16 protein-coding genes are annotated in these 22,030 nt (G+C 70.9%); 10 read left to right on the forward strand and 6 right to left on the reverse strand.

The annotated features are described in order from the left end of the window. Position 1 precedes the first annotated feature (1 nt). The 5 genes from ACWGKQ_RS16200 to ACWGKQ_RS16220 are packed head-to-tail and all read left to right on the forward strand — an operon-like array spanning position 2 to position 6,297. A complete protein-coding gene (locus ACWGKQ_RS16200; protein ID WP_453292551.1) occupies positions 2 to 958 on the forward strand; it encodes an ABC transporter permease in 957 nt (318 codons plus the stop codon). Continuing rightward, positions 955 to 1,854 (forward strand): ABC transporter permease, encoded by a 900-nt coding sequence (locus tag ACWGKQ_RS16205; RefSeq protein WP_453292552.1) that lies wholly within the window; start codon positions 955 to 957, stop codon positions 1,852 to 1,854. The genes ACWGKQ_RS16200 and ACWGKQ_RS16205 overlap by 4 nt, the downstream gene beginning before the upstream one ends. Continuing rightward, positions 1,854 to 3,653 (forward strand): dipeptide ABC transporter ATP-binding protein, encoded by a 1,800-nt coding sequence (locus ACWGKQ_RS16210; protein WP_453292553.1) that lies wholly within the window; start codon positions 1,854 to 1,856, stop codon positions 3,651 to 3,653. The genes ACWGKQ_RS16205 and ACWGKQ_RS16210 overlap by 1 nt, the downstream gene beginning before the upstream one ends. Beyond that, positions 3,650 to 5,659 carry a CocE/NonD family hydrolase gene (locus tag ACWGKQ_RS16215; RefSeq protein WP_453292554.1) on the forward strand — a complete coding sequence of 670 codons (2,010 nt, stop codon included), beginning with the start codon at positions 3,650 to 3,652 and terminating at the stop codon, positions 5,657 to 5,659. The genes ACWGKQ_RS16210 and ACWGKQ_RS16215 overlap by 4 nt, the downstream gene beginning before the upstream one ends. Continuing rightward, entirely contained in the window at positions 5,656 to 6,297 is a 642-nt protein-coding gene (locus tag ACWGKQ_RS16220; RefSeq protein WP_453292555.1) for a TetR/AcrR family transcriptional regulator, read from the forward strand. Before ACWGKQ_RS16215 ends, ACWGKQ_RS16220 begins: the two co-directional genes overlap by 4 nt. Positions 6,298 to 6,319: 22 nt before the next feature. On the opposite strand, the gene ACWGKQ_RS16225 is transcribed toward ACWGKQ_RS16220, so the two are convergent. Together ACWGKQ_RS16225 and ACWGKQ_RS16230 are read right to left on the reverse strand one after the other, a co-directional pair. After that, positions 6,320 to 7,198 carry an SMP-30/gluconolactonase/LRE family protein gene (locus tag ACWGKQ_RS16225; RefSeq protein ID WP_453292556.1) on the reverse strand — a complete coding sequence of 293 codons (879 nt, stop codon included), beginning with the start codon at positions 7,196 to 7,198 and terminating at the stop codon, positions 6,320 to 6,322. 110 nt (positions 7,199 to 7,308) lie between these two features. Next, a complete protein-coding gene (locus tag ACWGKQ_RS16230; protein ID WP_453292557.1) occupies positions 7,309 to 8,241 on the reverse strand; it encodes a LysR family transcriptional regulator in 933 nt (310 codons plus the stop codon). A 137-nt stretch (positions 8,242 to 8,378) separates the two neighbouring features. Between ACWGKQ_RS16230 and ACWGKQ_RS16235 the strand changes: the two genes are divergently transcribed. Together ACWGKQ_RS16235 and ACWGKQ_RS16240 are read left to right on the forward strand one after the other, a co-directional pair. After that, positions 8,379 to 9,581 (forward strand): mandelate racemase/muconate lactonizing enzyme family protein, encoded by a 1,203-nt coding sequence (locus tag ACWGKQ_RS16235; RefSeq protein WP_453292558.1) that lies wholly within the window; start codon positions 8,379 to 8,381, stop codon positions 9,579 to 9,581. A gap of 51 nt (positions 9,582 to 9,632) precedes the next feature. Continuing rightward, entirely contained in the window at positions 9,633 to 10,391 is a 759-nt protein-coding gene (locus ACWGKQ_RS16240; protein WP_453292559.1) for an SDR family NAD(P)-dependent oxidoreductase, read from the forward strand. A gap of 21 nt (positions 10,392 to 10,412) precedes the next feature. Here ACWGKQ_RS16240 and ACWGKQ_RS16245 read toward each other — a convergent pair whose 3' ends face one another. Together ACWGKQ_RS16245 and ACWGKQ_RS16250 are read right to left on the reverse strand one after the other, a co-directional pair. Next, complete coding sequence (locus ACWGKQ_RS16245) at positions 10,413 to 12,743, reverse strand: glycoside hydrolase family 95 protein (protein ID WP_453292560.1); 2,331 nt, start codon at positions 12,741 to 12,743, stop codon at positions 10,413 to 10,415. A 95-nt stretch (positions 12,744 to 12,838) separates the two neighbouring features. Continuing rightward, positions 12,839 to 13,990 carry an ROK family protein gene (locus ACWGKQ_RS16250; protein ID WP_453292561.1) on the reverse strand — a complete coding sequence of 384 codons (1,152 nt, stop codon included), beginning with the start codon at positions 13,988 to 13,990 and terminating at the stop codon, positions 12,839 to 12,841. A 483-nt stretch (positions 13,991 to 14,473) separates the two neighbouring features. Between ACWGKQ_RS16250 and ACWGKQ_RS16255 the strand changes: the two genes are divergently transcribed. From ACWGKQ_RS16255 to ACWGKQ_RS16265, 3 genes are read left to right on the forward strand one after another with little or no spacing between them, the layout of a single operon-like run. Next, positions 14,474 to 15,400 carry a carbohydrate ABC transporter permease gene (locus ACWGKQ_RS16255; RefSeq protein WP_453292562.1) on the forward strand — a complete coding sequence of 309 codons (927 nt, stop codon included), beginning with the start codon at positions 14,474 to 14,476 and terminating at the stop codon, positions 15,398 to 15,400. Positions 15,401 to 15,411: 11 nt separating this feature from the next. Continuing rightward, positions 15,412 to 16,350 (forward strand): carbohydrate ABC transporter permease, encoded by a 939-nt coding sequence (locus ACWGKQ_RS16260; RefSeq protein WP_453292563.1) that lies wholly within the window; start codon positions 15,412 to 15,414, stop codon positions 16,348 to 16,350. An 18-nt stretch (positions 16,351 to 16,368) separates the two neighbouring features. After that, the gene (locus tag ACWGKQ_RS16265) at positions 16,369 to 17,718 is read left to right on the forward strand and encodes an ABC transporter substrate-binding protein (protein ID WP_453292564.1); all 1,350 of its coding nucleotides are present in this window, start codon (positions 16,369 to 16,371) and stop codon (positions 17,716 to 17,718) included. A 30-nt stretch (positions 17,719 to 17,748) separates the two neighbouring features. On the opposite strand, the gene ACWGKQ_RS16270 is transcribed toward ACWGKQ_RS16265, so the two are convergent. Beyond that, entirely contained in the window at positions 17,749 to 19,290 is a 1,542-nt protein-coding gene (locus ACWGKQ_RS16270) for an HAL/PAL/TAL family ammonia-lyase (protein WP_453292565.1), read from the reverse strand. A gap of 90 nt (positions 19,291 to 19,380) precedes the next feature. Continuing rightward, the gene (locus tag ACWGKQ_RS16275; protein WP_453292566.1) at positions 19,381 to 22,026 is read right to left on the reverse strand and encodes a family 78 glycoside hydrolase catalytic domain; all 2,646 of its coding nucleotides are present in this window, start codon (positions 22,024 to 22,026) and stop codon (positions 19,381 to 19,383) included. Positions 22,027 to 22,030 lie beyond the last annotated feature (4 nt).

The raw sequence follows: 22,030 nt of genomic DNA on the forward strand, positions 1-22,030 counted from the left end.
CATGCTCGCGTTCGTCGCCCGCCGCGTCGCGGCGGCCATCGGCACCCTGTTCCTGTCGTCCGTGCTCGTCTTCCTCGCCCTCCAGGCCCTGCCCGGCGACGTGGCCACCCAGATCCTCGGCAAGGACGCCACGCCCGACGCCGTGGCCGCCCTGCGCAAGCAGCTGGGACTCGACCAGCCCGCCTGGGAACGCTACTTCGACTGGATCAAGGGCGCCCTGCACGGGGACTTCGGCACCTCGCTGGTCTCCGGGAAGCCCGTGGGGGGCGAGGTGGCGCAGTACCTCGCCAACTCCGCGCTCATCGCCCTCGTCACCATCCTGTTCGCGGTGACCGGGTCGCTGGTGCTGGGCATCCTCGCCGGCCTGTACCGCGACCGCTGGGCCGACCACCTGATCTCCACCGTCAGCCTCGTCGGCATGAGCGTCCCCGAGTTCGTGGTCGCCACCGTGCTGGTGCTGTGCTTCTCGGTCGCCCTGCCCTGGTTCCCCGCCGTCGTCCTCTACGGCCCCGACGCGAGCGTGGGCCAACTGATGCCCGCCGTCTGGCTGCCCGCGCTAGCCCTCGCCATCGTCATGGCCGCCTACATCGTCCGCATGGCCCGCACGTCGGTCATCGACGTGATGGCGAGCGAGTACGTCACCACCGCCCGGCTCAAGGGCCTGTCCACCTGGCGCGTCGTCACCCGGCACGCACTGCCCAGCGCCCTGCTGCCCACCCTGCACGTGATCGCACTGAACGTGGCCTGGCTCGTCGGCGGCGTCGCCGTCGTCGAGAACGTCTTCAACTACCCGGGCATCGGCAAGCTGATGCTCACCTCCGTGCAGAACCGCGACCTGCCCGTGGTCCAGGCCGTCGCACTGATCAGCGCCGTCGTCTACGTCGTCTGCAACCTCGCCGCCGACCTCGGCGCCATGGCCCTCAACCCCAAGCTCCGTACGCGCGGGAGGACCCGATGACCACCCTCGACACCGCACCGCCCGCCGCACCCGCGGCCGCGGAAGTCCGGGCCCGCACCGCCCGCGCCTGGCGCACCCTGCGCTCCTCGCGCACCGCGCTCGTCGGCCTCGCCGTCGTCGGCGTCCACGTGCTGCTCGCCCTGCTCGCCCCGCTGCTCACCTCGTACGACCCGATAGCCAACGACCCCTCGCACGTCCTGCTGGGACCGAGCTGGGAGCACTGGGCGGGCACCGACCAGTACGGCCGGGACGTCCTGGCCCGGGTGCTGTACGGCGGCCGGTACGCGCTCGGCGTGTCCGTCGTCTCCACCGTCCTGGCGGTCGCCCTCGGCACGGTGATCGGCTGCGCGGCGGCGCTGCGCGGCGGCTGGTTCGACGACGTCCTGGGCCGGGTGCTCGACGCGGTGCTCTCGGTGCCCGCCATCCTGGCGCTGCTCGTCGTCGTGACCGCGCTGGGCACCGGTTCCGCGGTCATCGTCTGCGCCGTCGCCGTCGTGTTCGTGCCCCAGGTCGTCCGGGTGGTGCGCGGTGCGGCGCTCGCCGTCGTGCCCGCCGACTACGTCACCGCGGCCCGCGCCCGCGGCGAGGGCACCTGGTCGATCCTGCGGCGGGAGGTCCTGCCCAACATCGCCGACGTGGTCGGCGTGGAGTTCGCGATGCGGGCCTCCTGGGTCGTGCTGCTGATCTCCTCGCTGTCCTTCCTCGGCTTCGGCGCCGACCCGCCGACCCCCGACTGGGGGCTCATGGTCGCCGAGAACCGCACCGCCATCACCGTCGTCCCGATGGCGAGCCTCGCGCCGATCATCGCCCTGGCCACCCTCGTGGTCGGGCTCAACCTCGCGGCCGACGGCCTGTCCAAGGCCTGGGGCGTGGACCGGATCAGGGAGGGCTCCTGATGACCTCGACCCAGCCGATTCCCCCGACTCGGGGTGAGCCCCCGACGACCCCCGTCGTCTCCGTCGACTCCCTTTCCGTCTCCTACCGTTCGGGCGGCCGCGACCTGCCGGTCGTGCACGACGTGTCCTTCGAACTCGCCGAGGGACGCACGCTCGCCCTCGTCGGCGAGTCCGGCAGCGGCAAGTCGACCGTCGCGGCCACCCTGCTCGGTCATCTGCGGCACGGTTCGCGCCTGGACGGCGGGGTCGTGCGGGTGGCGGGTCACGACGTCTTCGCCCTGCCGGCGCGGGAGTTGCGGCGGCTGCGCGGCGGGACCGTGGCCATGGTCGGGCAGAACGCCGGCCATGCGCTCACCCCGTCCATGCGCGTCGGCCGGCAGATCGCCGAGGCCGGCGGCGAGGTCCCGGTGCTCGACCTGCTGGAGCAGGTCCGGCTGCCGCGTCCCGCCGACCTCGCGCGCCGCTACCCGCACGAACTCTCCGGCGGTCAGCAGCAGCGCGTCGCCATCGCCATGGCCCTCGCCGCCCGCCCCAGGGTCCTCGTCCTCGACGAGCCCACGACCGGCCTCGACGTCGTCACCCAGCGCGGCATCCTCGACCTGGTCGCCGCCCTGCGCGACGAACTCGGCCTGGCCGCCGTGCTGGTGAGCCACGACCTCGGGGTCGTCGCCCGGATGGCCGACGAGGTGAGCGTGCTGCGCTCGGGCCGGGTCGTGGAGTCGGCGCCCACCCGGGCGCTCTTCGCCGGGGCCCAACAGCCGTACACCAAGCGGCTGCTGGCGAGCGTGCCGCGGCTGACGGACGACGGGCTCGCGCTCGTCGGGGACGACGGCGAGCGGGAGGTGCGGGCGAGGGCCGTGGTGGCCGCGGACGCCCCCGTGGCCGTCTCCGCGCAGGACGTCACCGTCGACTACGGGTCGGCCCGCGCCGTGCACGGCGTCACCTTCGACGTCCGCCGCGGCGAGATCGTCGCCCTGGTGGGCGAGTCGGGCAGCGGAAAGTCCACCCTCGCCTGGTCCCTCGCCGGACTGCGCGCCCCCTCGGGCGGCACGATGACCCACGGCTCCGGCGATCTGGCCAAGCCTGCTCGTCAACGCCCCGCCGCGCTGCGGCGCCTGGTGCAACTGGTGTTCCAGAACGCCGACACCTCGCTCAACCCGCGCCGCACGGTCGGCGACGCGATCCGCCGCCCCCTGCGCTTCTTCGGCACCGCCCCCGACCGCCGCTCCGTCCACGCCCGCGCCCTCGACCTGGTGCGGGACGTACGGCTCGACCCGGCACTCGCCGACCGGCTGCCCGCCCAGCTCTCCGGCGGCCAGCGGCAGCGCATCGGCATCGCACGGGCGCTGGCCGGCGAACCGGACGTGCTGATCGCCGACGAGATCACCACCGCCCTGGACGTCTCGGTGCAGGCCGAGGTGCTCCGACTCCTCGACGACCTGCGCAGGGAACGGCAGTTGGCCTGCCTGTTCATCAGCCACGACCTGGCCGTCGTACGGGGCATCGCCGACCGCGTGCTCGTGCTGCGCCACGGCGTGGTGGTGGAGGAGGGCCCGACCGAGGCCGTCTTCGCCGACCCCGGACACCCCTACACCCGTGAGCTGATGGCGGCGGCCCTCGAACCCGACCCCGACGCCCGCCCGTTGGTGGCGGACGTACCCGACTGGACCGACGCGGCGCGGCCGGACGACCAGTGGACCGACCACGGCGGCGGTCACCGCGTACGCCGCTGGCGCCCCGCCGACACCACCGACAGGACCGACACCGCCGTCACCTCCGTCAGCGAAGGAGTCTCGTGAAGTACCGCGAGCGGTTCGAACGCCAGGTCGTGTGCGACGACGTCTGGATCCCCGTCCAGGGCGGCCGGACCCGGCTGCACGCACGCGTCTGGCGCCCGGCCGACGCCGAGCACGACCCGGTGCCGGCGCTGCTCGAATACCTCCCGTACCGCAAGAGCGACTGGACCGCACCCCGCGACGCCCAGCGCCACCCCTGGTACGCGGGCCACGGCTACGCCTCCGTCCGCGTCGACATCCGCGGCCACGGCGACAGCGAGGGCGTCCCCGGCGACGAGTACGACGCGACCGAACTCGCGGACGGCGTGGACGTCGTCAACTGGCTGGCCGCGCAGCCCTGGTGCACGGGCAAGGTCGGCATGTTCGGGATCTCCTGGGGCGGCTTCAACTCCCTCCAGATCGCCGCCCTCGCCCCCGAACCCCTCAAGGCGATCGTGACGGTCTGCTCCACCGACGACCGCTACGACAACGACGTGCACTACACCGGCGGCGCCGTCCTCGGCATCGACATGCTCGCCTGGGCCGGCACCATGCTCGCCTTCGCCGCCCGCCCGCCGGACCCGGCGAACGTCGGCGCCGAGCACTGGCTGCCGATGTGGCGCGAACGCCTCGACGCCCTCGAACCGTTCCTGCACACCTGGCTGGCCCACCAGCAGCGCGACGACTACTGGCGGCACGGCAGCGTGTGCGAGGACTACGGAGCCATCGACGCGGCGGTGCTCGCGGTCGGCGGCTGGCACGACCCGTACCGCGACACGGTGCTGCGGCTGATCGAACACCTGCCGCAGGACCGCGTCCGGGGGCTGATCGGCCCGTGGTCGCACCAGTACCCGGACCGCGGACTGCCCCCCGGCCCCGCCATCGGCTTCCTCCAGGAGACCCTGCGCTGGTGGGACCAGCACCTCAAGGGCGCCGACACCGGCGTGATGCGGGAGCCGCTGCTGCGGGCGTGGATCAACGACCCGGTGCCGCCCGCCACGTCGTACGACGTCATGCCGGGCCGCTGGGTGGGTGACACGGTCTGGCCCTCGCCGCGGGTCAGCTGGCAGGAGCGCCCGCTGGGCCAGGACGGCACACCCCCCGTCCTGGTCCGCTCCCCGCTCCACACCGGCATCGACGCCGGCCGCTTCTTCCCCTTCGGCAACGCGAGCGACCTGCCGCCCGACCAGCGGGAGGAGGACGGCCGGTCGGCGTGCCTCGACTCGGCACCGCTGACCGAGCGTGTCGAGATCCTCGGCCGCGCGAAGGTCCGGCTCCGCCTGGACAGCGCCACCCCGCGCGCCCACGTGGTCGCCCGCCTCTGCGACGTGGCCCCGGACGGCTCGTCCACCCTCGTCACCCGGGGCGTGCTGAACCTGCTCGCCCGGCACGGACGGGACAAGGCCGTCGAGTGGAGCCCGGGAACGTACGAGGGCGTCGAGTTCGAGCTGAGCGCCATCGGGTACGCCTTCCCGCCCGGCCACCGCATCCGCCTCGCCGTCTCCGACGCCTACTGGCCGTGGGTGTGGCCGCACGGCGAACGCGGGGAACTGACCCTGCTGCCCGCCGACAGCGCCCTCCTGCTGCCCGTGCGGGCGGCCGGGGAGGAGCCGCCGGTCCGCTTCGAGGAGCCCGAACAGGCGCCACCGCTCCCGGTGACCTACGACGTCCCGGCCGAGCCGCGTCCCGAGCGGCTCGTCACCCACGACGTCGCGGCAGGGGAGTGGACCCTGGAGGTCGACCCCCGCTACGGCGGATCCCGTACGTACCCCGACGGGCTGCGCTACGAGGAGAACGCCCGGGAGACGTACCGTGTCCGCAGCGACGACCCGCTGTCCGCCTCGGCCGTCTCCGCGTGGACGATCCGGCTCAACCGCGGGGGCGACTGGGACGCGGAGATCGTCGCGCGGACGGAACTGCGGGCCACGGCCGCGGAGTTCGTGATGGACAGTCACCTCGAAGCACGGGCGAACGGAGAGACAGTGGCCAAGCGCGCATGGCACCGCACCACCCCGAGGACCTCGGGATGAAGGCAGAGCGGAGCCCGCGCCGCGCCGTCGCCGCCGCCGACCGCACCCGGCAGCCCACCGAGGTGCGCCGCCGCCTCATCGTCGAGGCCGCGGTGCCGCTGATCGCCGAGCGGGGCTACGCCTCGGTCGGCGTGCGGGACGTCGCGGCCGCGGCCGGGGTGTCCGTCGGCACGGTCACCTACCACTTCGGCAGCGTCCAGGAGATCCTCTCCGAGGCGATGGTGCTGCAGATCGAGCGGTACTACGCGGCCCTCGACGAGGCCGCGGACCGGGCGACCAGCGGTGCCGAGGGGCTGCGGCTGCTCGTGGACGCGCTGTTCACCGAGGACACCGACCGGCACTGGCGGATGTGGTTCGAGTACTGGAACGCGGGCGAGCACCACCCCGATCCGGCGTTCGCCCGCGGTCAGGACCGGCGCTACGAGAGCTGGCACCGGCAGATCCGCACGCTGGCCGAACGAGGCGTCGCCGACGGCGAGTTCAGCTGCGACGACCTGAACGGCTTCGCGGTCCGCTTCGCAGCCCTCGCGGACGGCCTGGCTCTGCAACGGCTGCGCCAGGCCCCGCCGCTCACCACTCAGGACGCCCGCCGCCACATGAACCACTTCGTCGGGACGGAACTCCGCCGACGGCCCTGAACAGGTGTCGCGGATGGTTCGGTCAGGACCGGAACGGCCGGACCGGGACTCCCGTCGTACCGGTCTCGACGACGAACACGGACCCCGACAGCGGGGACCTCTCCAGTTCCGCCGCGGACAGACCGTTGCGGGCGGAGGTGATGAACAGGCGGCCGTCCGCGCCGAACGCGCAGCTGGTCGGTTGCAGGACGGGCACCGGAACGACGCCGACGACCCGCCCCGTCGGATCGTACCGGCGCACTTCACGGCCGCCGTGCATGGCCACCCAGAAGCACCCCTCCACGTCCACGGCAAGACCGTCGGGAACGCCGGTTCCCTCCGTCTTCGTCAGCACCTCCAGCCGGCCCAGTTCTCCCGACCCGGCGTGGAAGTCGGCCCGGTAGAGGAGGTTGGCGTAGCTGTCGGCGAGGTACATGACGGTGTCCTCGGCGTTCCAGCCCAACCCGTTCGGCAGTACGAGACCGTCCGCGACGACGACGCTCGGTCCGTCACCGTCCCACCGGTGCAGCCGGCCCTGGCCCGGCGCGAACTCCAGGTCGTTGCTGCCGGCCCAGAACCTGCCGTGGGAGTCCACCTTGCCGTCGTTCATGCGCAGGTTCGGTTCGGGCAGCACGGGATCGACCAGTGTCAGTCCGCCGCCGGTGACGAAACCGAACCCGTCCGCCACCGCGGCGGCGAAGCCGTCGTGCACGGCGCGGGGCGCGACCGCGCCGACCATCGTGCCGACCTCCGTGACCGTCTGGCTTCCGGTGGACAGATCGTCGTCGTACACCTTGCAGCCGTAGATGTCGACCCAGAGGAGATGCCCGGTGCGCGGATCGAACACCGGCCCCTCACCCACGTCCGAAGTGTCGCTGCGTACCGCCACGTCGAGATTCGCGTACGTACGGACAGTGGCCATCGGGACTCCTCTCCTTGCGACTTCCGACCAACCTCACCCCGGGCACCCGTGATCGTCAACGGCGATTCACGGATCGGGGGCATTCGTGTCGCGAATAAATCCACGTCTCGTCAAACCGGTGGAATGGCGGTCGTGCCTTCGGGCCGTGGCGCTTTCAGTACCGCTCGGATGAACGCCTGTGAGGCCGCGCCCAGTGGTCGCTCCGAGTGCCACCAGATTCCTACGTCACGATATCGGTTCAGGTGCCGAATGGGGCGCATTTCCATTCCCTCGCGCAGGATCATCACCGCGCCCAGGTAGTTGATGACGCCGATTCCGTGTCCGGCGCGCACCATGGCCCCGAGCGTGGTCGGCTGATGGGACACGGTTCCGTACGGCGCGACCAGGTCCTTGATGCTCAACTCGGCCTCGGCCTCGTAACCGACGGCCGCATTGGCGAGCGGATTGCCGATCGTGATCACGCGCTGGTCCGCGAAGTCCGCGAGATCGACCTCGCTCTTCCCGAGCAGGGGGTGGCCGGTCGGCGCGAGCATGACGAAGGGTTCCCGCCACAGGGGGCGCATGGTGAAGGCGTGGTCGTGGGGCTCGGGCCGGACCGGACGCAGCGCCACCGAGACCCGGCGCTCGGACAGCGCCGCCTCGATGAAGCCCACGTCTCCGTCCAGCACCGCCACCCGGATCTGCGGGTGGTCCTTCTGAAGAGCCGTGATGACCCCGGGGAGGAACTCCGAACTCCCACTGGCGAAACTCGCGACCGTGACGGTTCCCGTGATGTTGCCCAGGTCGGTCTGGCGCGCGGTGACCAGTTCGTCCGCGGCCGCGAGAACCGCCCGCGCCCGGGACAGCAGCGCACGCCCGTCGTCGGTGAGGGTGAGCGGCCGGATACGGCGTTCGATGAGCAGGCAGCCGAGTTCGCGTTCCAGATTCGCGATGTGTGCCGACACGCGTGGTTGCGACAGATGCAGCTTTTCGGCTGCTCTGGTAAAGCCGCCGGTATCCACGACCTCGACCCAGGTACGCAACCAGGCCAGTTCGAGAGTCATTGACCGAACCTCCTCGCCTCGCAGTACGACCACCGCCGGTGCGGTATTCCTTTCGGTGGCACGGCATCTGCGCGGCAGATCATGTGTATTCGCATTTCGCCGTTGACGATTTCCGGCGGCCATGGCCGACTGGGACAATGACCGATCAGACTTCCTTCGGTACCGCCCGGGGCCTGTTGTCCGCGCACGGAGCGGACCTCCTCCGCGGCGACGACGGTGCGGTGATCACCTCCGTGGAGACCTATGCCCTCGCCGTGCCCCTGAAGCGGCCGATCGCCGACTCCACCGCCGCCATGGCGCACTGGACGGTACCCGTGGTCGAGATCCGCACCGCCGACGGCCGTGTCGGCACCGGGATCTCCGGCGTGCACTGTGCTCCCGAACTCCTCTCCGACGTGATCCTTTCCTACTATGCCGACGCCCTGCTGGACACCTCCTCGGAGGACATCCTGGGCACCTGGAAGCGCCTGTACTGGCTGCCCACGCACTGGATGGGCCGGGCAGGCGTCGTCCACATGGCGCTGGCCATGGTCGACATCGCCCTGTGGGACCTCGCCGCGCAGCGGGCCGGCATGCCCCTGTGGCGCCTCCTCGGCGGCACGCAGGAGAGCGTCGAGGCGTACAACACCGACGGAGGCTGGCTCAACCTCTCCGACAGCGAACTCGTACGGGATCTCACCGCGTTGGTCGACCACGGCTGGTCCCGGGTGAAGATCAAGGTGGGCCGGCCCGACTGGCGGGAGGACGCCCGACGCGTGCGCGCGGTCCGCCGGGCGCTGGGCGACGACGTGACCCTGATGTGCGACGCCAACCAGCGCTGGGACCTGTCGACGGCGAACCAGATCATGCCCGTCCTGGAGGACGCGGCGATGGACTGGGTCGAGGAGCCGGTCCACGCCGACGACCTCCAGGCCCACACCCGCCTCCAGGCGTCGACACGGCTGGACGTGGCGGCCGGCGAAAGCATCTACTCCTACCACCAGTTCGCCGCCTTCATGGCGGCCGACGCCATCCGGGTCGTGCAGGCCGACGTCACCCGGGTCGGCGGGGTGACCGAGTTCCTCCAGATCGCGTCCCATGCGGCGGCGCGGGGGCTGCGGTTCGCGCCGCACGCCGGCGACATGATGCAGGTGCACCAGCACCTGGTGGGCACCGTCCTGTCCGAGGTGCCGCCGCTGGTCGAGTTCATTCCCTGGACGCAGGAGGCCTTCGTCGAGCGCAGCGTCGTACACGAGGGGCTCATGGAGCGCCCCCAGGGTCCGGGCGCCTCGACCGCGATCGATCCGGCCGCGCGGGTCCGGTGGCAGATCCCCGGAGTGGGGTCGGCCAGGACCCTCTGAAGCGACCCACGCGACCCCGCGACCCCCGCATCCACCGACGGAAGGAACGAGATGACCGAGTCGCCCCTGAGGCACACCGACGAGAGAGTGGCCGTCGTCACCGGCGCGGGCCAGGGAATCGGGCGCGCCATCGCCGTGGCTCTGGCGGCCCGTGGCGTACGGGTCGTCGTCACCGACCGCAACACGGAGACCGGCACCGCCGTGGCCAAGGAGGTGGGCGGTGAGTTCCTGCCCCTGGACGTCTCCGATCCCCGGGCCGTCGCGGCGGCGGCGGACGAGGTCGTACGACGCTTCGACCGCGTCGACGTCCTGGTCAACAACGCCGGTGTCGCCCACGAGGACGCGGCCCTCGACGTGTCGGACGAGGTGTGGAACCGCATTCTCGGCGTCGACCTGACCGGTACCTTCGTGGCCTGCCGTGAGTTCGGCCGGCACTTCGTGCGCCGACGGTCCGGATCGATCGTGAACATATCCTCCATCGCCGCCTTCATCGGCTCCAATCCCGAGTACCACGTCGCCTACGACGTGGCGAAGGCCGGAGTCGCCCAGCTGGCGAGGTCTCTCGCGGTCGAGTGGGCGCAGTACGGGGTGCGGGTCAACGCCGTCGCGCCCGGGCGCACCCGCACTCCCATCCTCGACACGGTCGGGATGGACGACCCGCTGCGGATGACGCAGTGGATCGACCAGATACCGATGCGCCGGCTGCTGGAGGCCGAGGAGATCGCGGCGGCCGTGGTGTTCGTGGCGCTCGACGGAACCGCGGTGACCGGGCAGACGCTTCTCGTCGACGGCGGCCAGATCGCGCAGTGACGGTGTCACCGGTGCTTGCCCTCAGCCGAGACCGAGGGCAAGCGTCTCGCCCTCGGCGAGCCGTAGACCGAGGAGGTCGGTGCCGTACCGCAGCCGGACGGCCGTGGCCCGGGACGCCCGGATCCGCGCGGCTTCCAGCCGCCCGTCGCGCCACCGGATGTCCACGGTGAGGCCGCCACGGGCGCGCAGTCCGCACACGCTTCCGTCGGGCCAGCGGGACGGCAGCGCGGGCAGCAGTTCGATCTCCCGGCCGTCGGACTGCAGGAGCATCTCGGCGACTCCCGCGGTGCCGCCGGCGTTGCCGTCGAAGGAGTAGATGTTCTGGGCCGCGCCGGCCACCCCGCCGGCGGAGAACGTCATCAGGTTCGCCTCGCTGGCGTCCGCGATCAGGCTGGTGAGGTGCTCGAGGGCCGAGTCGCCGTCGAGGAGACGGGCGAAGTAGACCGTGAAGTCGGCCTCGACCCACTCGGTCTGCTCCCACCCCGGAGCCTGCTGCCTGCGCTCGATGGTGACCTCCGCGGCGCGGGCGAGGTCCGGTGTGCCGCGCGGCGTGATCTGGCGCTCCGGGAACAGGGCACTGAGATGGGACGTGTGCCGGTGGCTCGGCTCGGCCTCCGGGTAGTCGTGCAGCCACTCCTGCAACTGCCCGTGGCGCCCGGTCCGCAGCGGCGGCAGCCGCCGGCGTGCGGCGGCGATCCTGGTCCGCAGGCCGGGGTCGACACCGAGCAGTTCGGCGCTCTCCGCGCAGATGCGCAGCACGGCCTCCATGAACACCCGGTCCGCGGTGGCCCCCATGGACACCGAGCACCGGCTGCCGTCGGGAGCGAGGTACCAGTTCTCCGGCGATTCCGACGGCCCGGTGACGAGCAGACCGTGCTCCGGCTCCTCGACAGCGTAGGCGAGGAGGAACTCGGCGGCCCCGCGCAGGACCGGGTACGCGCGCTCCCGGAGGAACGTCTCGTCGCGGCCGTACTCGAAGTGCTCCCACATCTGGAGGGCGAGCCAGGCCCCGCCGGTCACGTTCATGCCCCAGCCGATGCCGGATCCGGGTGCCGTGTACCCCCACGCGTTGGTCACCGTGTGCGCCACCCAGCCCGGTGCGCCGTACATCTGCTCGGCGGTCGCCCGGCCACGGTCCGCCAGGAGCTCCAGGAGACCGAACAGCGGTTCCTGGCACTCGGCCAGGTTGGCCGGCTCCGCGGCCCAGTAGTTCTGCTGGGTGTTGATGTCCAGGTGGAAGTCGTTCGTCCAGGACGCGCTGCTGGCCAGGCCGTCGTTCCACAGCCCCTGCAGGGCCAGGGGCAGCGGGGAGTCGTGGCGGGAGCCGGCCATGGTCAGGTAGCGGCCGTACTGGAAGCAGAGCGCTATGAGGGCGTCGTCGGCCTTCCCGGCGGCGAGCCGCTCGCGGCGGGTGTCGGTGGGCAGGGCGGCAAGGTCGGGCGGTGCCGATCCGAGATCAAGCGAGACCCGCCGCATCAGGGCCCGGTGGTCCGCGACGTGCGCCGCCCGGACCGCCTCGTAGCCGGCGGCCAGCCCCGCGGACAGCAGCGCGTCCGCCCGCGCACTCGGGTCCGCCCCTGCCCAGTCGGTACCGACGACGACCTGGACGACCGCGCTGTCGGCGCCTTCCAGACGGAGCGCATCGCCGGTGCGGTGCACGGTGCCGCCCTCGGCTTCGAGGTGGGCGCGGATCTCCAGCGCGATGCCCTGACGCCCGTCGCTGTGCAGGTTCTCGTAGGCGTGGCCGCTGAAGTTGACGCACGAGTCCGTGGCGGTCGTCTCCCCGGGGAGCACGCCGTCCTGGACGGACAGGGTGAAGCCGAGCGATCCGGGGCGGTCCGCGGTGAGGCGGATCGCGATCAGGCCGTGCGGGTTCGTGGCGAACGCCTCGCGGGTGACGCGCACGCCGTCCTGCTCGTAGGCGACCTCGGCGAGGCCCGTGTCCAGGTCCAGGCTTCGCCGGTAGTCCCGGACCGGACCTCCGGCGGGGAAGGCCAGCTGGACCTCGGGCAGCGGCAGGTTGGTCCCGAACGACCGGGGCCGGCCCGGCAGATGCTCCGTCGCGAGCCGCTGTGCCTCGGCGTGTTCGCCGGCGAAGAGGAGTTCGCGGATGCGCGGAACCTGCGCCCGGGCGGTCGGACTCACGTCTGTCGCCGACGGACCGCCCGACCAGGCGGTCGATTCGGAGAGCTGGATCCGCTCGCGGTCGGTACCGCCGTAGACCATGCCGCCCAGGCGGCCGTTGCCGAGCGGCAGCGCTTCCAGCCAGCGCGCGGCGGGGCGGTCGTACCAGAGCACTCCGGGCGGGAGGTGGACAGCATGGAAGTCCTGGGCGGAGAAAGCTTTCAGCATGGGGTGCGCTTTCCAGACGGTGTGACTGAGGGAGGACGGCCGGCACGGGGCCGGCGCGGGGGCGGCGCGGGCCGTGGACGAGGGGCGCCGGCGGGTTATCCGGCGGGGGCGAAGATGTGCTGCGCGGCGACGGCGGCGCCCCCGCGGGCCCATTCCTCGAAGGGCAGGGGCCTGACGACGAGGTCGCAGTCGCCCGCGGCGCCGAAGGCACGGGCCGCGAAGGTGGCACGGATCTGGTCCTCGTACAGGTCGTAGGTGGCCACGCCCTCGCCCGAGATGATGATGCGTTCGGGCCCGATGAGGTTGGCCACGGCAGCCAGCGTCAGGCCCAGGGCATGGCCGGCCCGGGCGAAGACCGCGCGGACGTCGGTGTTTCCGGCATGGGCGAGGCGGACCGCCTGGTCCATCGTCAGCACCGGATCACCCGTCGCCCGGCGGGCCTGCTCCGTGATGGCCTGGGCGGAGGCGACGGCTTCGACGCAGCCGGTGTTCCCGCAGGTGCACACCCGGTCGGTACCGCCCACGGGAAGGTGGCCGATTTCCCCCGAGACGCCGTGGGCACCGGAGACGACCCGGCCGCCGATGGAGATGCCGCAGCCGATGCCCGCGCCCACGGTGACCAGAGCGAAGGACGACAGCCCGGCCCCCACGCCGGACCACTGTTCCGCGACGGTCAGGGCGCGGACGTCGTTCTCGATCACGGTCGGCAGGTGCGTGGCCTGCTGGACGAGCCGGGCGAGGGGAACGCGGCGCCAGTTCAGGAAGGGGGAGTACTGGACGGTGCCGGTGTGGCCGTCGACGTCTCCGGAGATGGTGACACCGACGCCGTGCAGGGCGCCCGGTGCGCGGGGCGCCGCCTCCATGGCCAGCCGGTCGACGAGCCGGGCGATGGCCAGGACGACCGTACCGACGTCGCGGGAGGCGAGTTCGGCCCGGGCGGTGGCCAGGGGGCGTGCGGTGAGGTCGGCCAGCACACCGATGAGCTGGTCACCGGTGACCTTCACGCCCACGAAACGGGCGCGCTCGGCCCGCACCGCGATCAGCGTGGCCGGCCGGCCGGCGGTGCGCTCGGCCGAGCGGCCCAACTCGGTGATCCAGCCGTCGGTCAGCAGGGGAGTGGCGACCTTGGTGATCGCGCCGGTCGAGAGGCCGGTGCGGCGCCCGATCTCGGCGCGGGTCAGCGGGCCGTGCGCGAGCAGGGTCTGGAACAGCAGAGCGGCCGCGGGTGGCTGATCGGCGAGCGTCATGCGGCGACCATACATTTCCATCGGAAAAGAAGAAAGAAGAGATTCGTCGCCGTTCAGCGCCCGTCTTCCCTACTCATCGCCCGAATCCCGAGCCATTCTTTCCGCGAATGTCGATGATTCGGGCCGCGCAATATGTTGACGCTGGAAGAAAAGGGTGACTACATTCGCGGCACCTCACGACAGGTGGATGGGACGTCCACCGATGCAGGTGGCGGCCGGTTTCCTCCTCGATCGGTCGCGCAGGACTTCGCCGGCCGCGCTCCTGAACGGGCGTCGCCTTACAGCCACCCGGGCGGAACCGAACGCCCACCCACCAATTCCCCATGCGGCTGACCGTGCATGGGCACGTCCGGGACTTCCAAGGGCCCCGGCATGCCCTTTCGCGCCGAGATGGAGCAACACATGGCACGCCCAGCAGCACCCGCGTCAGCGCCGGTGAAACCGCGTTCCGGTGAACCGGGCGCGGGGACCACCACATCGGCCATGAGCACGGACCCGACCGGAAAAGGAAGGCGCGGCACGGTCGCGAGGCCGGCGGCGGCCCGCCGCCGCGACCTGCCGGTCGCCCTGCTGCTCATCCTCCCCGCCGTGGTCGGTTTCGCGGCCTTCTACGCCTATCCGACCCTGCGCGGCATCTACCTCAGCTTCACCGACTTCCATGTCCTCAGCCCGCCGCAGTGGGTGGGACTGGCCAACTTCCGGGAGCTGCTCGGGGACGACGTCTTCTGGCACTCGCTCCTCGTCACCGTCTACTTCGTCCTGCTGTCCGTCGGCTTCGGCACGGCGATCTCGCTGGTGACGGCGGTCGTGCTGCACCGGGTGACCCGGTCGTCGGCGCTGCGCGGCGTGATCCTGCTGCCGTTCCTCATCTCCAACGTCATCGCCGCCCTGGTGTGGCAGTGGATGCTCGATCCCACCCTCGGCATCGTCAACATCGCCCTCAAACACCTGACCGGCCACTCCATCCTCTTCCTCGGCAGCGGGGGATGGGCGATTCCCTCGCTGGCCGCGATCAGCGTGTGGAAGTGGATGGGCTACTACGCCCTGTTGATCTTCGCCGGACTGCAGACGATCCCGGCGACCATCTACGAGGCCGGCCGGGTCGACGGCGCCGGTGAAGTGCAGATGTTCCGCCGGCTCACCGTGCCCCTGCTGCGTCCCATCCTGGTCATGGTGGTCGTCCTCACGGTGATCAACTCCTTCACGGTGTTCGACATCGTGCAGGTCACCACCAAGGGCGGCCCGGCCAACGCGTCGAACGTGCTCCAGATGTACATCTACGACAAGGCCTTCCGGCAGTTCGACTTCGGCTACGCCGCCACCATGTCGCTGGCCCTGTTCGCCCTGCTCATCACGGTCACCTTCACCCAACTGCGGCTCGCCCGAGCCAACGAGTCCGACCTGAACTGAAGGAGGCCGTCATGGCTGTCACCCTCGCACCCGGCCCGGCGGCCGCCCCGCGTGGTACCTCCCGGAACGGCACGCGCAGGTTCTCACCCGGCAAGGTCGCCGCCTGGACCTACCTCGGTGTCGTCGTCCTCGTCACCCTCTTCCCGTTCTACTGGATCCTGCGCACCGCGCTGTCGAACAACTACAAACTGGCGACCCACCCGTCCTCACTGCTGCCGGTGGGCTTCACCTGGGGCGCTTTCGAGCGGGCCCTCGGTATCGCCTCCACCGCCGAGGCCCAGGCGCAGGGCGGTTCCGGTGCCTCCCTCGAGATCGCGCTCTATCTGCGGAACTCGCTGATCTACGCGTCCGTGCAGACAGCGCTGATCGTCCTGTTCTCCGCGGCCGCCGCCTACGCGTTCTCCCGGCTGCACTGGCGCGGCCGCGACCTGGTGTTCAACATCCTGATCAGCGCCCTGATGGTGCCCACCGTGTTCACGCTGCTGCCCAACTTCGTCCTGGTCAAGGACCTGGGGCTCACCGACACCTTCGCCGGACTCATCCTGCCCGGCGGGCTCTTCCAGGCCTTCACCCTGTTCTTCCTGCGGCAGTTCATGCTCGGCCTGAGCAACGAGGTCGAGGAGGCCGCCATCCTCGACGGCGCCGGACCGCTGCGGATCTTCTTCCGGATCGTCCTGCCGATGTCGTCCGCGCCCATCGCGACCGTGTCGCTCCTGATGTTCGTCAACGCCTGGAACGACTACTTCTGGCCGCTGCTGATCACCAACGACCAGCACGTCCAACCCCTCACCCTCGCCCTCGGCGTCTTCAAGCAGTCCTCACCGCAGGCCGCCCCCGACTGGGCGGGCCTGATGGCCGCCGCCCTCATCGCGGCGCTGCCGATGCTGCTGCTCTTCGTCGCCTTCGGCAAACGCATCGTCAACTCCATCGGATTCTCCGGCCTCAAGTGACCAGCGAAAGAAGGAATCATGAGAGTTCGTAAGGCTGTGGCACTGGGAGCCACTCTCACACTGACGGCCGTCCTTTCCGCATGCTCCGGCGGCTCCGGCAGCGGCTCCGGCTCATCGACCCTGAACTGGTGGACCTGGGACGACAAGCAGGCCACCGCGTACAAGGTCTGCGCCACGGACTTCGAGAAGGCCAACCCCGGCGTCACGGTGAAGATCTCCCAGTACAACGTCACCGACTACTTCACCAAGCTCACCGCCGGCTTCGTGGCGGGCAAGGCTCCCGACGCGTTCCAGAACAGCGTCCAGTACTTTCCGCAGTACGCCGACCAGCATCAACTGCTGCCGCTGGACGACTACATCAAGAAGGACAAGTTCAACCTGTCGCGTTTCTCCGTCGGAGCCGATTCCTGGAAGTACACCGACGGCAGGCAGTACGGCCTGCCCCTGGACTGGGCGGCCACCGGCCTCTACTACAACACCGACATGCTCACCAAGGCCGGCTACACCGCCAAGGACGTCCAGAACATGAACTGGAATCCCGACGACGGCGGCACCATCGGCAAGATGATCGCCCATCTGACCGTCGACACCCATGGCCGGCGCGGCGACCAGCCCGGATTCGACAAGGCCGACGTCAAGACGTACGGCTTCGGCCAGATGGCCTCCAAGGACTTCCTGGGCCAGACCACGTGGAGCTCCTTCGTCTCCACGACGGGCTGGCGGCTCGGCAACAAGCCCAACTGGCCGACCCAGTTGAACTACAACGATCCGCGACTGGTGAAGACCATGGACTGGATCCGCACCCTGGTGGCGAAGGGATACGCACCCAAGATCGGCCAGTTCACCAACAGCGTGTCCGACGTCGACCTGCTCTCCTCCGGCAAGGTCGCGATGGAGACGGGCGGATCGTGGGAGGCGTCCACCTTCACCAAGATTCCCAACATCAAGGTCGGCATCGGTCCCACGGTCCTCGGCCCCGACGGCAAGACCCGTGCCGTCTTCAGCAACTCCAACGGGAACACGATCTGGGCGGGCACGAAGAACCCCGACCTGGCCTGGAAGTGGGTCTCCTACATGGGCTCCGAGGCCTGCCAGACCAAGGCGTCGGCGACCGGCACCTTCTTCCCCTCGATCCCGGCCTCCATGAACGCCTCCGCCAAGGCCCTGAAGGCACAGGGCGTCGACCTGTCGGTCTTCACCGACATGCTCAAGGACAAGGTGCTCTACCCCTCGCCGGACTTCAACAACGGCGCGGCCCTGGAGGACACGATCAATCCTCTGATCGAGGCCTACTTCGCCGGGCAGAAGGACGACAGCGTCTTCGCCGACATGCAGGCCAAGACGAAGACCATCCTGAACGGGAAGTGAACACCCCCCCGCGCGAACCGTCAGCAGGTCTCAGTGGTGCAGCGGACCGGTCACGGCTTCGACGGTCCGCAGCGCCTCTCCGCTTCGCACGAGTTCGGCGATGTGCTCCATGTCGGCCTGGAAGAACCGGTCCTCGGCGACGGCCGGTACGGTCTCCCGGATCCTGGCCCGCAGCGCCTGCGCGGCCGGCGAAGGCGAGCGCGGCGCGAGCAGGTCGAGAGCCTGCACGGCGCACATCAGCTCGATCGCTATGACGTAGCCGAGCTTGCGCGCCGCACGGTAGGCCTTCAGCGCCGCCAGGTAGGCGTTGCTGACCGTGTCCTCCTGACCCGCGGAGGTGGGGACGGAGTCCGCGGACGCCGGTACCGCCATGCCGCGCAGCTCCATGGTCAGCGCGGCGGCCGTGTACTGCGCGATCATGTAGCCGCTGTCGAGTCCAGGCTGGGGAGCCAGGAAGGCGGGCAGCTCACTGAAGTTGCTGTTGACCATGCGGTCGGTGCGCCGCTCGGACACCTTGGCCAGGACCGTCATCGCGTTCACCATGGAGTCGGCCTGGATGCCGACGAACGTGCTGTCGCAGTTCGCCCCGCTCAGCGCCACCCCGTCCTCGCCCTCGGGGTGGATGACCGGGTTGTCGCCCACGGAGTGCAACTCCTCGACGATGACCTCCCGGGCCTGTGCGAGGGCCCGCTTGGCACCGCCGTGCATCTGCGGAACGGCGCGCAGGGACAGACTGTCCTGGAGCCGGTGATCGAGGAACTCGGCGCTGATCGCGCTGGACTCGGTCAGCCGGCGCAGGTTCTCGGCGACCGCGGCCTGTTCGGGGTGGCACTTGCGCTCCTGCAGCCGGGCGTCGTAGGCCCGGACGGTGCCTTTGAGGGCCTGGACGGACAGGCCGGCGGCGACGTCGGCGGTGGTCGCCACGACGCCGGCGTCATGGGCGGCCAGGACGGCGATGGCCGTGACCGAGTGGGTGCCGTTGGTGAGCGACAGCCCTTCCTTGCAGCCGAGCCGGGCCGGCCGCTCCCCGATCCGGGCCAGTGCCTCGCCCCCGGGCAGCAGCTCGTCGTCGTACCGGGCCCGGCCCTCTCCCAGCAGCACAAGGGCCATGTGCGCCTCCGGGGCGAGGTAGCCGACCGAACCCTCGCCGGGTACGTGCGGGGTGACCCGGGCGTTGAGCATGCGCCGGATGAGCTCCAGGGTCTCGAGCCGGACGCCGGAATAGCCTTCGCCGAGACCGACCAGCTCCATCAGCGCGATGGCGCGGACGATCTCGGTGGGGAGCGGTTCGCCGACCGACACGGCGTGCGAGCGCACGATGTTGCGCTGGAGCTGCTCGGCGTCCGCCGGATCGATCACCTTCGTGGAGTTGTCGCCGAACCCGCTGGTGACGCCGTACACCAGACGGTTCTCGGCCAGGAAGCGCTCCACGAGCGCGCGTGACTTGCGTACCCGGTCGGCATAGGCCGCATCGAACGTGACCCGGGCGCCGTACCGGGCGACCGCGACGAACTGCTCGATGGTGATCGGCTCTTCGCCCAGGGTGACGGCGGTGATCTCGTGGGCAGGCATCCGGGTCCTCTCGCTTCGGTCACCGTTGTGGCGAGGCCGCCTCTTCCCGCTCGGCATGCACTCATTCATTCGACAAGATAATGAATCATTTTATTTAGTGCTTGGCAAGGGCCAGGCCGGGGCGACGTACGGACAGCGGAACGTGTGGCGACCCGAGCCGATCTCCAACGGTTCGCTGCCATCGGGGAGGTGGACCTCGGCCCGGGTGTTCGGGGGTACCAACGACTCGACCACGAGGAGGTCCCCCTTGACGCCCTCGACCCGCCAGCCCGCCTCGGCCCTGCCGTACGGGGTCTCGTGGGCCGCCTTCGCCCACGTCAGGTCGCCGCCCGGGACCGGGGCGATGCGCAGCCGCCGCCAGCCGGGTTCGACGGCGGCGAGACCCGCGACCGTACGGTGCAGCCAGTCGGCGACGGCGCCGAGCGCGTAGTGGTTGAAGGAGGTCATCTCGCCGGGGTTGACGGTGCCGTCGGGCAGCATCGAGTCCCAGCGCTCCCAGACGGTGGTGGCACCCATGGTCACCGGGTACAGCCACGACGGGCAGCCCTTCTCCAGGAGCATGCGGTAGGCGAGCTGCGGTTCGCCCGCCAGGCACAGCGCGTCGCAGATCAGCGGCGTGCCGGTGAAGCCGGTGGCGATCCGGAAGGACGCGCGGCGCACGATGTACGCCAACCGTTCGGCGGCGCCCCGCCGTTGGCGTTCCGTCGGCAGGAGCGAGAAGGCGATGGCAAGGGCGTACGCGGTCTGGGTGTCCGAGGCGAGTCGGCCGTCCGGGGTGACGAAATGGTCGGCGAACCGCACGCGTACCGCCTGTGCGTGGGCACGGAAACGGGTGGCGTCCTCCTTGCGGTCCAGGAGTTCGGCGGCTTCGGCGAGGACCTCGGCGGAGCGGACGACATACGCGTTGGCGACGAGGTCGCCGTCGGTCCGCGCCTCGCCCGGACGGTCCGGCGGGGCCTGCGGGTCGAGCCAGTCCCCGAGCTGGAAGTCCTGGCGCCACAGCCCGTCGCCCGCGGCGGTGAGCCGGATCGTGGCCTCACCCCACGCCCGCATGCTCGGGTACTGGGTGCGCAGCACCTCAAGGTCCCCGAATCGCCGGTACAGCGTCCATGGCAGGAGCACCGCGACATCGGCCCACACCGCCTGGGCCCCCACGCCCTGGAAGGCGGCCGGCAGTACGTCGGGGACCACCAGGGGCGGTACGCCGTCCGGTCGCGCCAGTTGCTCCGCGGACAGGTCGCGCAGCCAGCCGAGCAGCATGCCGGAGCAGTCGTGGAGGAAGGACGCGGTGGGCCCGAAGACCTGGATGTCGCCGGTCCAGCCCATGCGTTCGTCGCGCTGCGGGCAGTCCGTGGGGACGTCGAGGAAGTTGCCGCGCATGCCCTGCACGACGTTCTCGTGCAGCCGGTTCACCAACGGGTCGGAGCACTCGAACCAACCGGTGCGGGCCATGTCCGTGTGGAGCACGACCGCTTCGATGTCGGCCGGATCGAGTGGTCCGGGCCAGTTCCCGATCTCGGCGTACCGGAAGCCGTGGAAGGTGAAGTGCGGTTCGTACACCTCGACGTTCTCGCTTCCTCCCACGCCTTTGCCGCGCAGGACATAGGTGTCCGTGGCGCGGGCGATCCGCAGGGGACGGGTGCTCGGTTCGCCGTGCTCCAGCACCTCCGCGTGGCGCAGGGTGACCTCGTGGCCGGCGGCGCCCGAGACCCGGATGCGCAGCCGGCCGACCAGGTTCTGCCCGAAGTCCAGGACGGTCCTCCCGGACGGTGTCGTGAGGACCTCGACCGGGGCCACGGCCTGGGTGCGCCGTACGGGCGGGCCGGTCGGTGCCACCAACTCCATGGAGGGCGGCGGCAGTTCACGCACCAGCGCCCAGTCGGAGCTGTCGTGTCCCGGCACGGACCAGCCCGGCCGCTCGCGCCGGGAGTCGTAGGCCTCACCGTCGTAGATCTCCGAACGCAGCACCGGACCCGTCGCTGTGCGCCAGTGCCCGTCGGTCACGACGGTCTGCGCTCTGCCGTCGGCGTACGCGATCTCCAACTGGGCGAGGAGCGCGCGGTGTTCGCCGTAGATGTTGCGGCTGCCGCCGTGGAAGCCCAGCCGCCCGGTGTACCAGCCTTCGCCGAGCAACGCCCCGATGGTGTTCTCGCCGGTCCGCAGCAGTGCGGTGACGTCGAAGGTCTGGTAGCGCAACCGGTGCGGGTAGGAGGTCCAGCCGGGGGCCAGGACGTGGTCGCCGACGGGCTGGCCGTTGATCTCGGCCGCGTAGACGCCGTACGCGGTGATGTAGAGCCGGGCCGAGGTCACCGTACCGGTGAGGGCGAAGTCGCGGCGGAGCAGCGCGGCAGGCAGCGGCTCCGCGGCGGGGGCGCGGTCCGGGGTGACGGGCCGGGCCGTCCAGTCGGCCGGTTCCAGGAGTCCGGTCTCGGCGTACGCGGTCCCCGACCAGGGCGACGGCTCGTCGTCTCTCTCACCCCAGACGCGTACGCGTACGCCGACGCGCTCCCGGGAGCCGAGCCGCCGCCCAGGCCAGGGGACGAGGACCGACTCGGCGGACGCCACCCGGCCGGTGCCGGCCATGACCGTGCCGTCGGCGGCGGTGATCTCCACCTGGTGGGCGGCCTGCCGCCAGTCCGCGGCGTCGGTGACCGTGCGCCAGCTCAGGCGGGGAGCGGACTCGCCGATGCCCAGCGGCTCGCGGTGGTGCTCGAAGGCGGGCGGTGTGACCTGCACAGGC

This window comes from Streptomyces sp. NPDC054770, assembly GCF_053611985.1.

Coding starts and splice junctions, on each gene's coding strand:
- ACWGKQ_RS16200 (WP_453292551.1), top strand. CDS start 2: ATGCTCGCGTTCGTCGCCCGCCGCGTCGCGGCGGCCATCGGCACCCTG.
- ACWGKQ_RS16205 (WP_453292552.1), top strand. CDS start 955: ATGACCACCCTCGACACCGCACCGCCCGCCGCACCCGCGGCCGCGGAA.
- ACWGKQ_RS16210 (WP_453292553.1), top strand. CDS start 1,854: ATGACCTCGACCCAGCCGATTCCCCCGACTCGGGGTGAGCCCCCGACG.
- ACWGKQ_RS16220 (WP_453292555.1), top strand. CDS start 5,656: ATGAAGGCAGAGCGGAGCCCGCGCCGCGCCGTCGCCGCCGCCGACCGC.
- ACWGKQ_RS16225 (WP_453292556.1), bottom strand. CDS start 7,198: ATGGCCACTGTCCGTACGTACGCGAATCTCGACGTGGCGGTACGCAGC.
- ACWGKQ_RS16230 (WP_453292557.1), bottom strand. CDS start 8,241: ATGACTCTCGAACTGGCCTGGTTGCGTACCTGGGTCGAGGTCGTGGAT.
- ACWGKQ_RS16235 (WP_453292558.1), top strand. CDS start 8,379: ATGACCGATCAGACTTCCTTCGGTACCGCCCGGGGCCTGTTGTCCGCG.
- ACWGKQ_RS16240 (WP_453292559.1), top strand. CDS start 9,633: ATGACCGAGTCGCCCCTGAGGCACACCGACGAGAGAGTGGCCGTCGTC.
- ACWGKQ_RS16245 (WP_453292560.1), bottom strand. CDS start 12,743: ATGCTGAAAGCTTTCTCCGCCCAGGACTTCCATGCTGTCCACCTCCCG.
- ACWGKQ_RS16250 (WP_453292561.1), bottom strand. CDS start 13,990: ATGACGCTCGCCGATCAGCCACCCGCGGCCGCTCTGCTGTTCCAGACC.
- ACWGKQ_RS16255 (WP_453292562.1), top strand. CDS start 14,474: ATGAGCACGGACCCGACCGGAAAAGGAAGGCGCGGCACGGTCGCGAGG.
- ACWGKQ_RS16260 (WP_453292563.1), top strand. CDS start 15,412: ATGGCTGTCACCCTCGCACCCGGCCCGGCGGCCGCCCCGCGTGGTACC.
- ACWGKQ_RS16265 (WP_453292564.1), top strand. CDS start 16,369: ATGAGAGTTCGTAAGGCTGTGGCACTGGGAGCCACTCTCACACTGACG.
- ACWGKQ_RS16270 (WP_453292565.1), bottom strand. CDS start 19,290: ATGCCTGCCCACGAGATCACCGCCGTCACCCTGGGCGAAGAGCCGATC.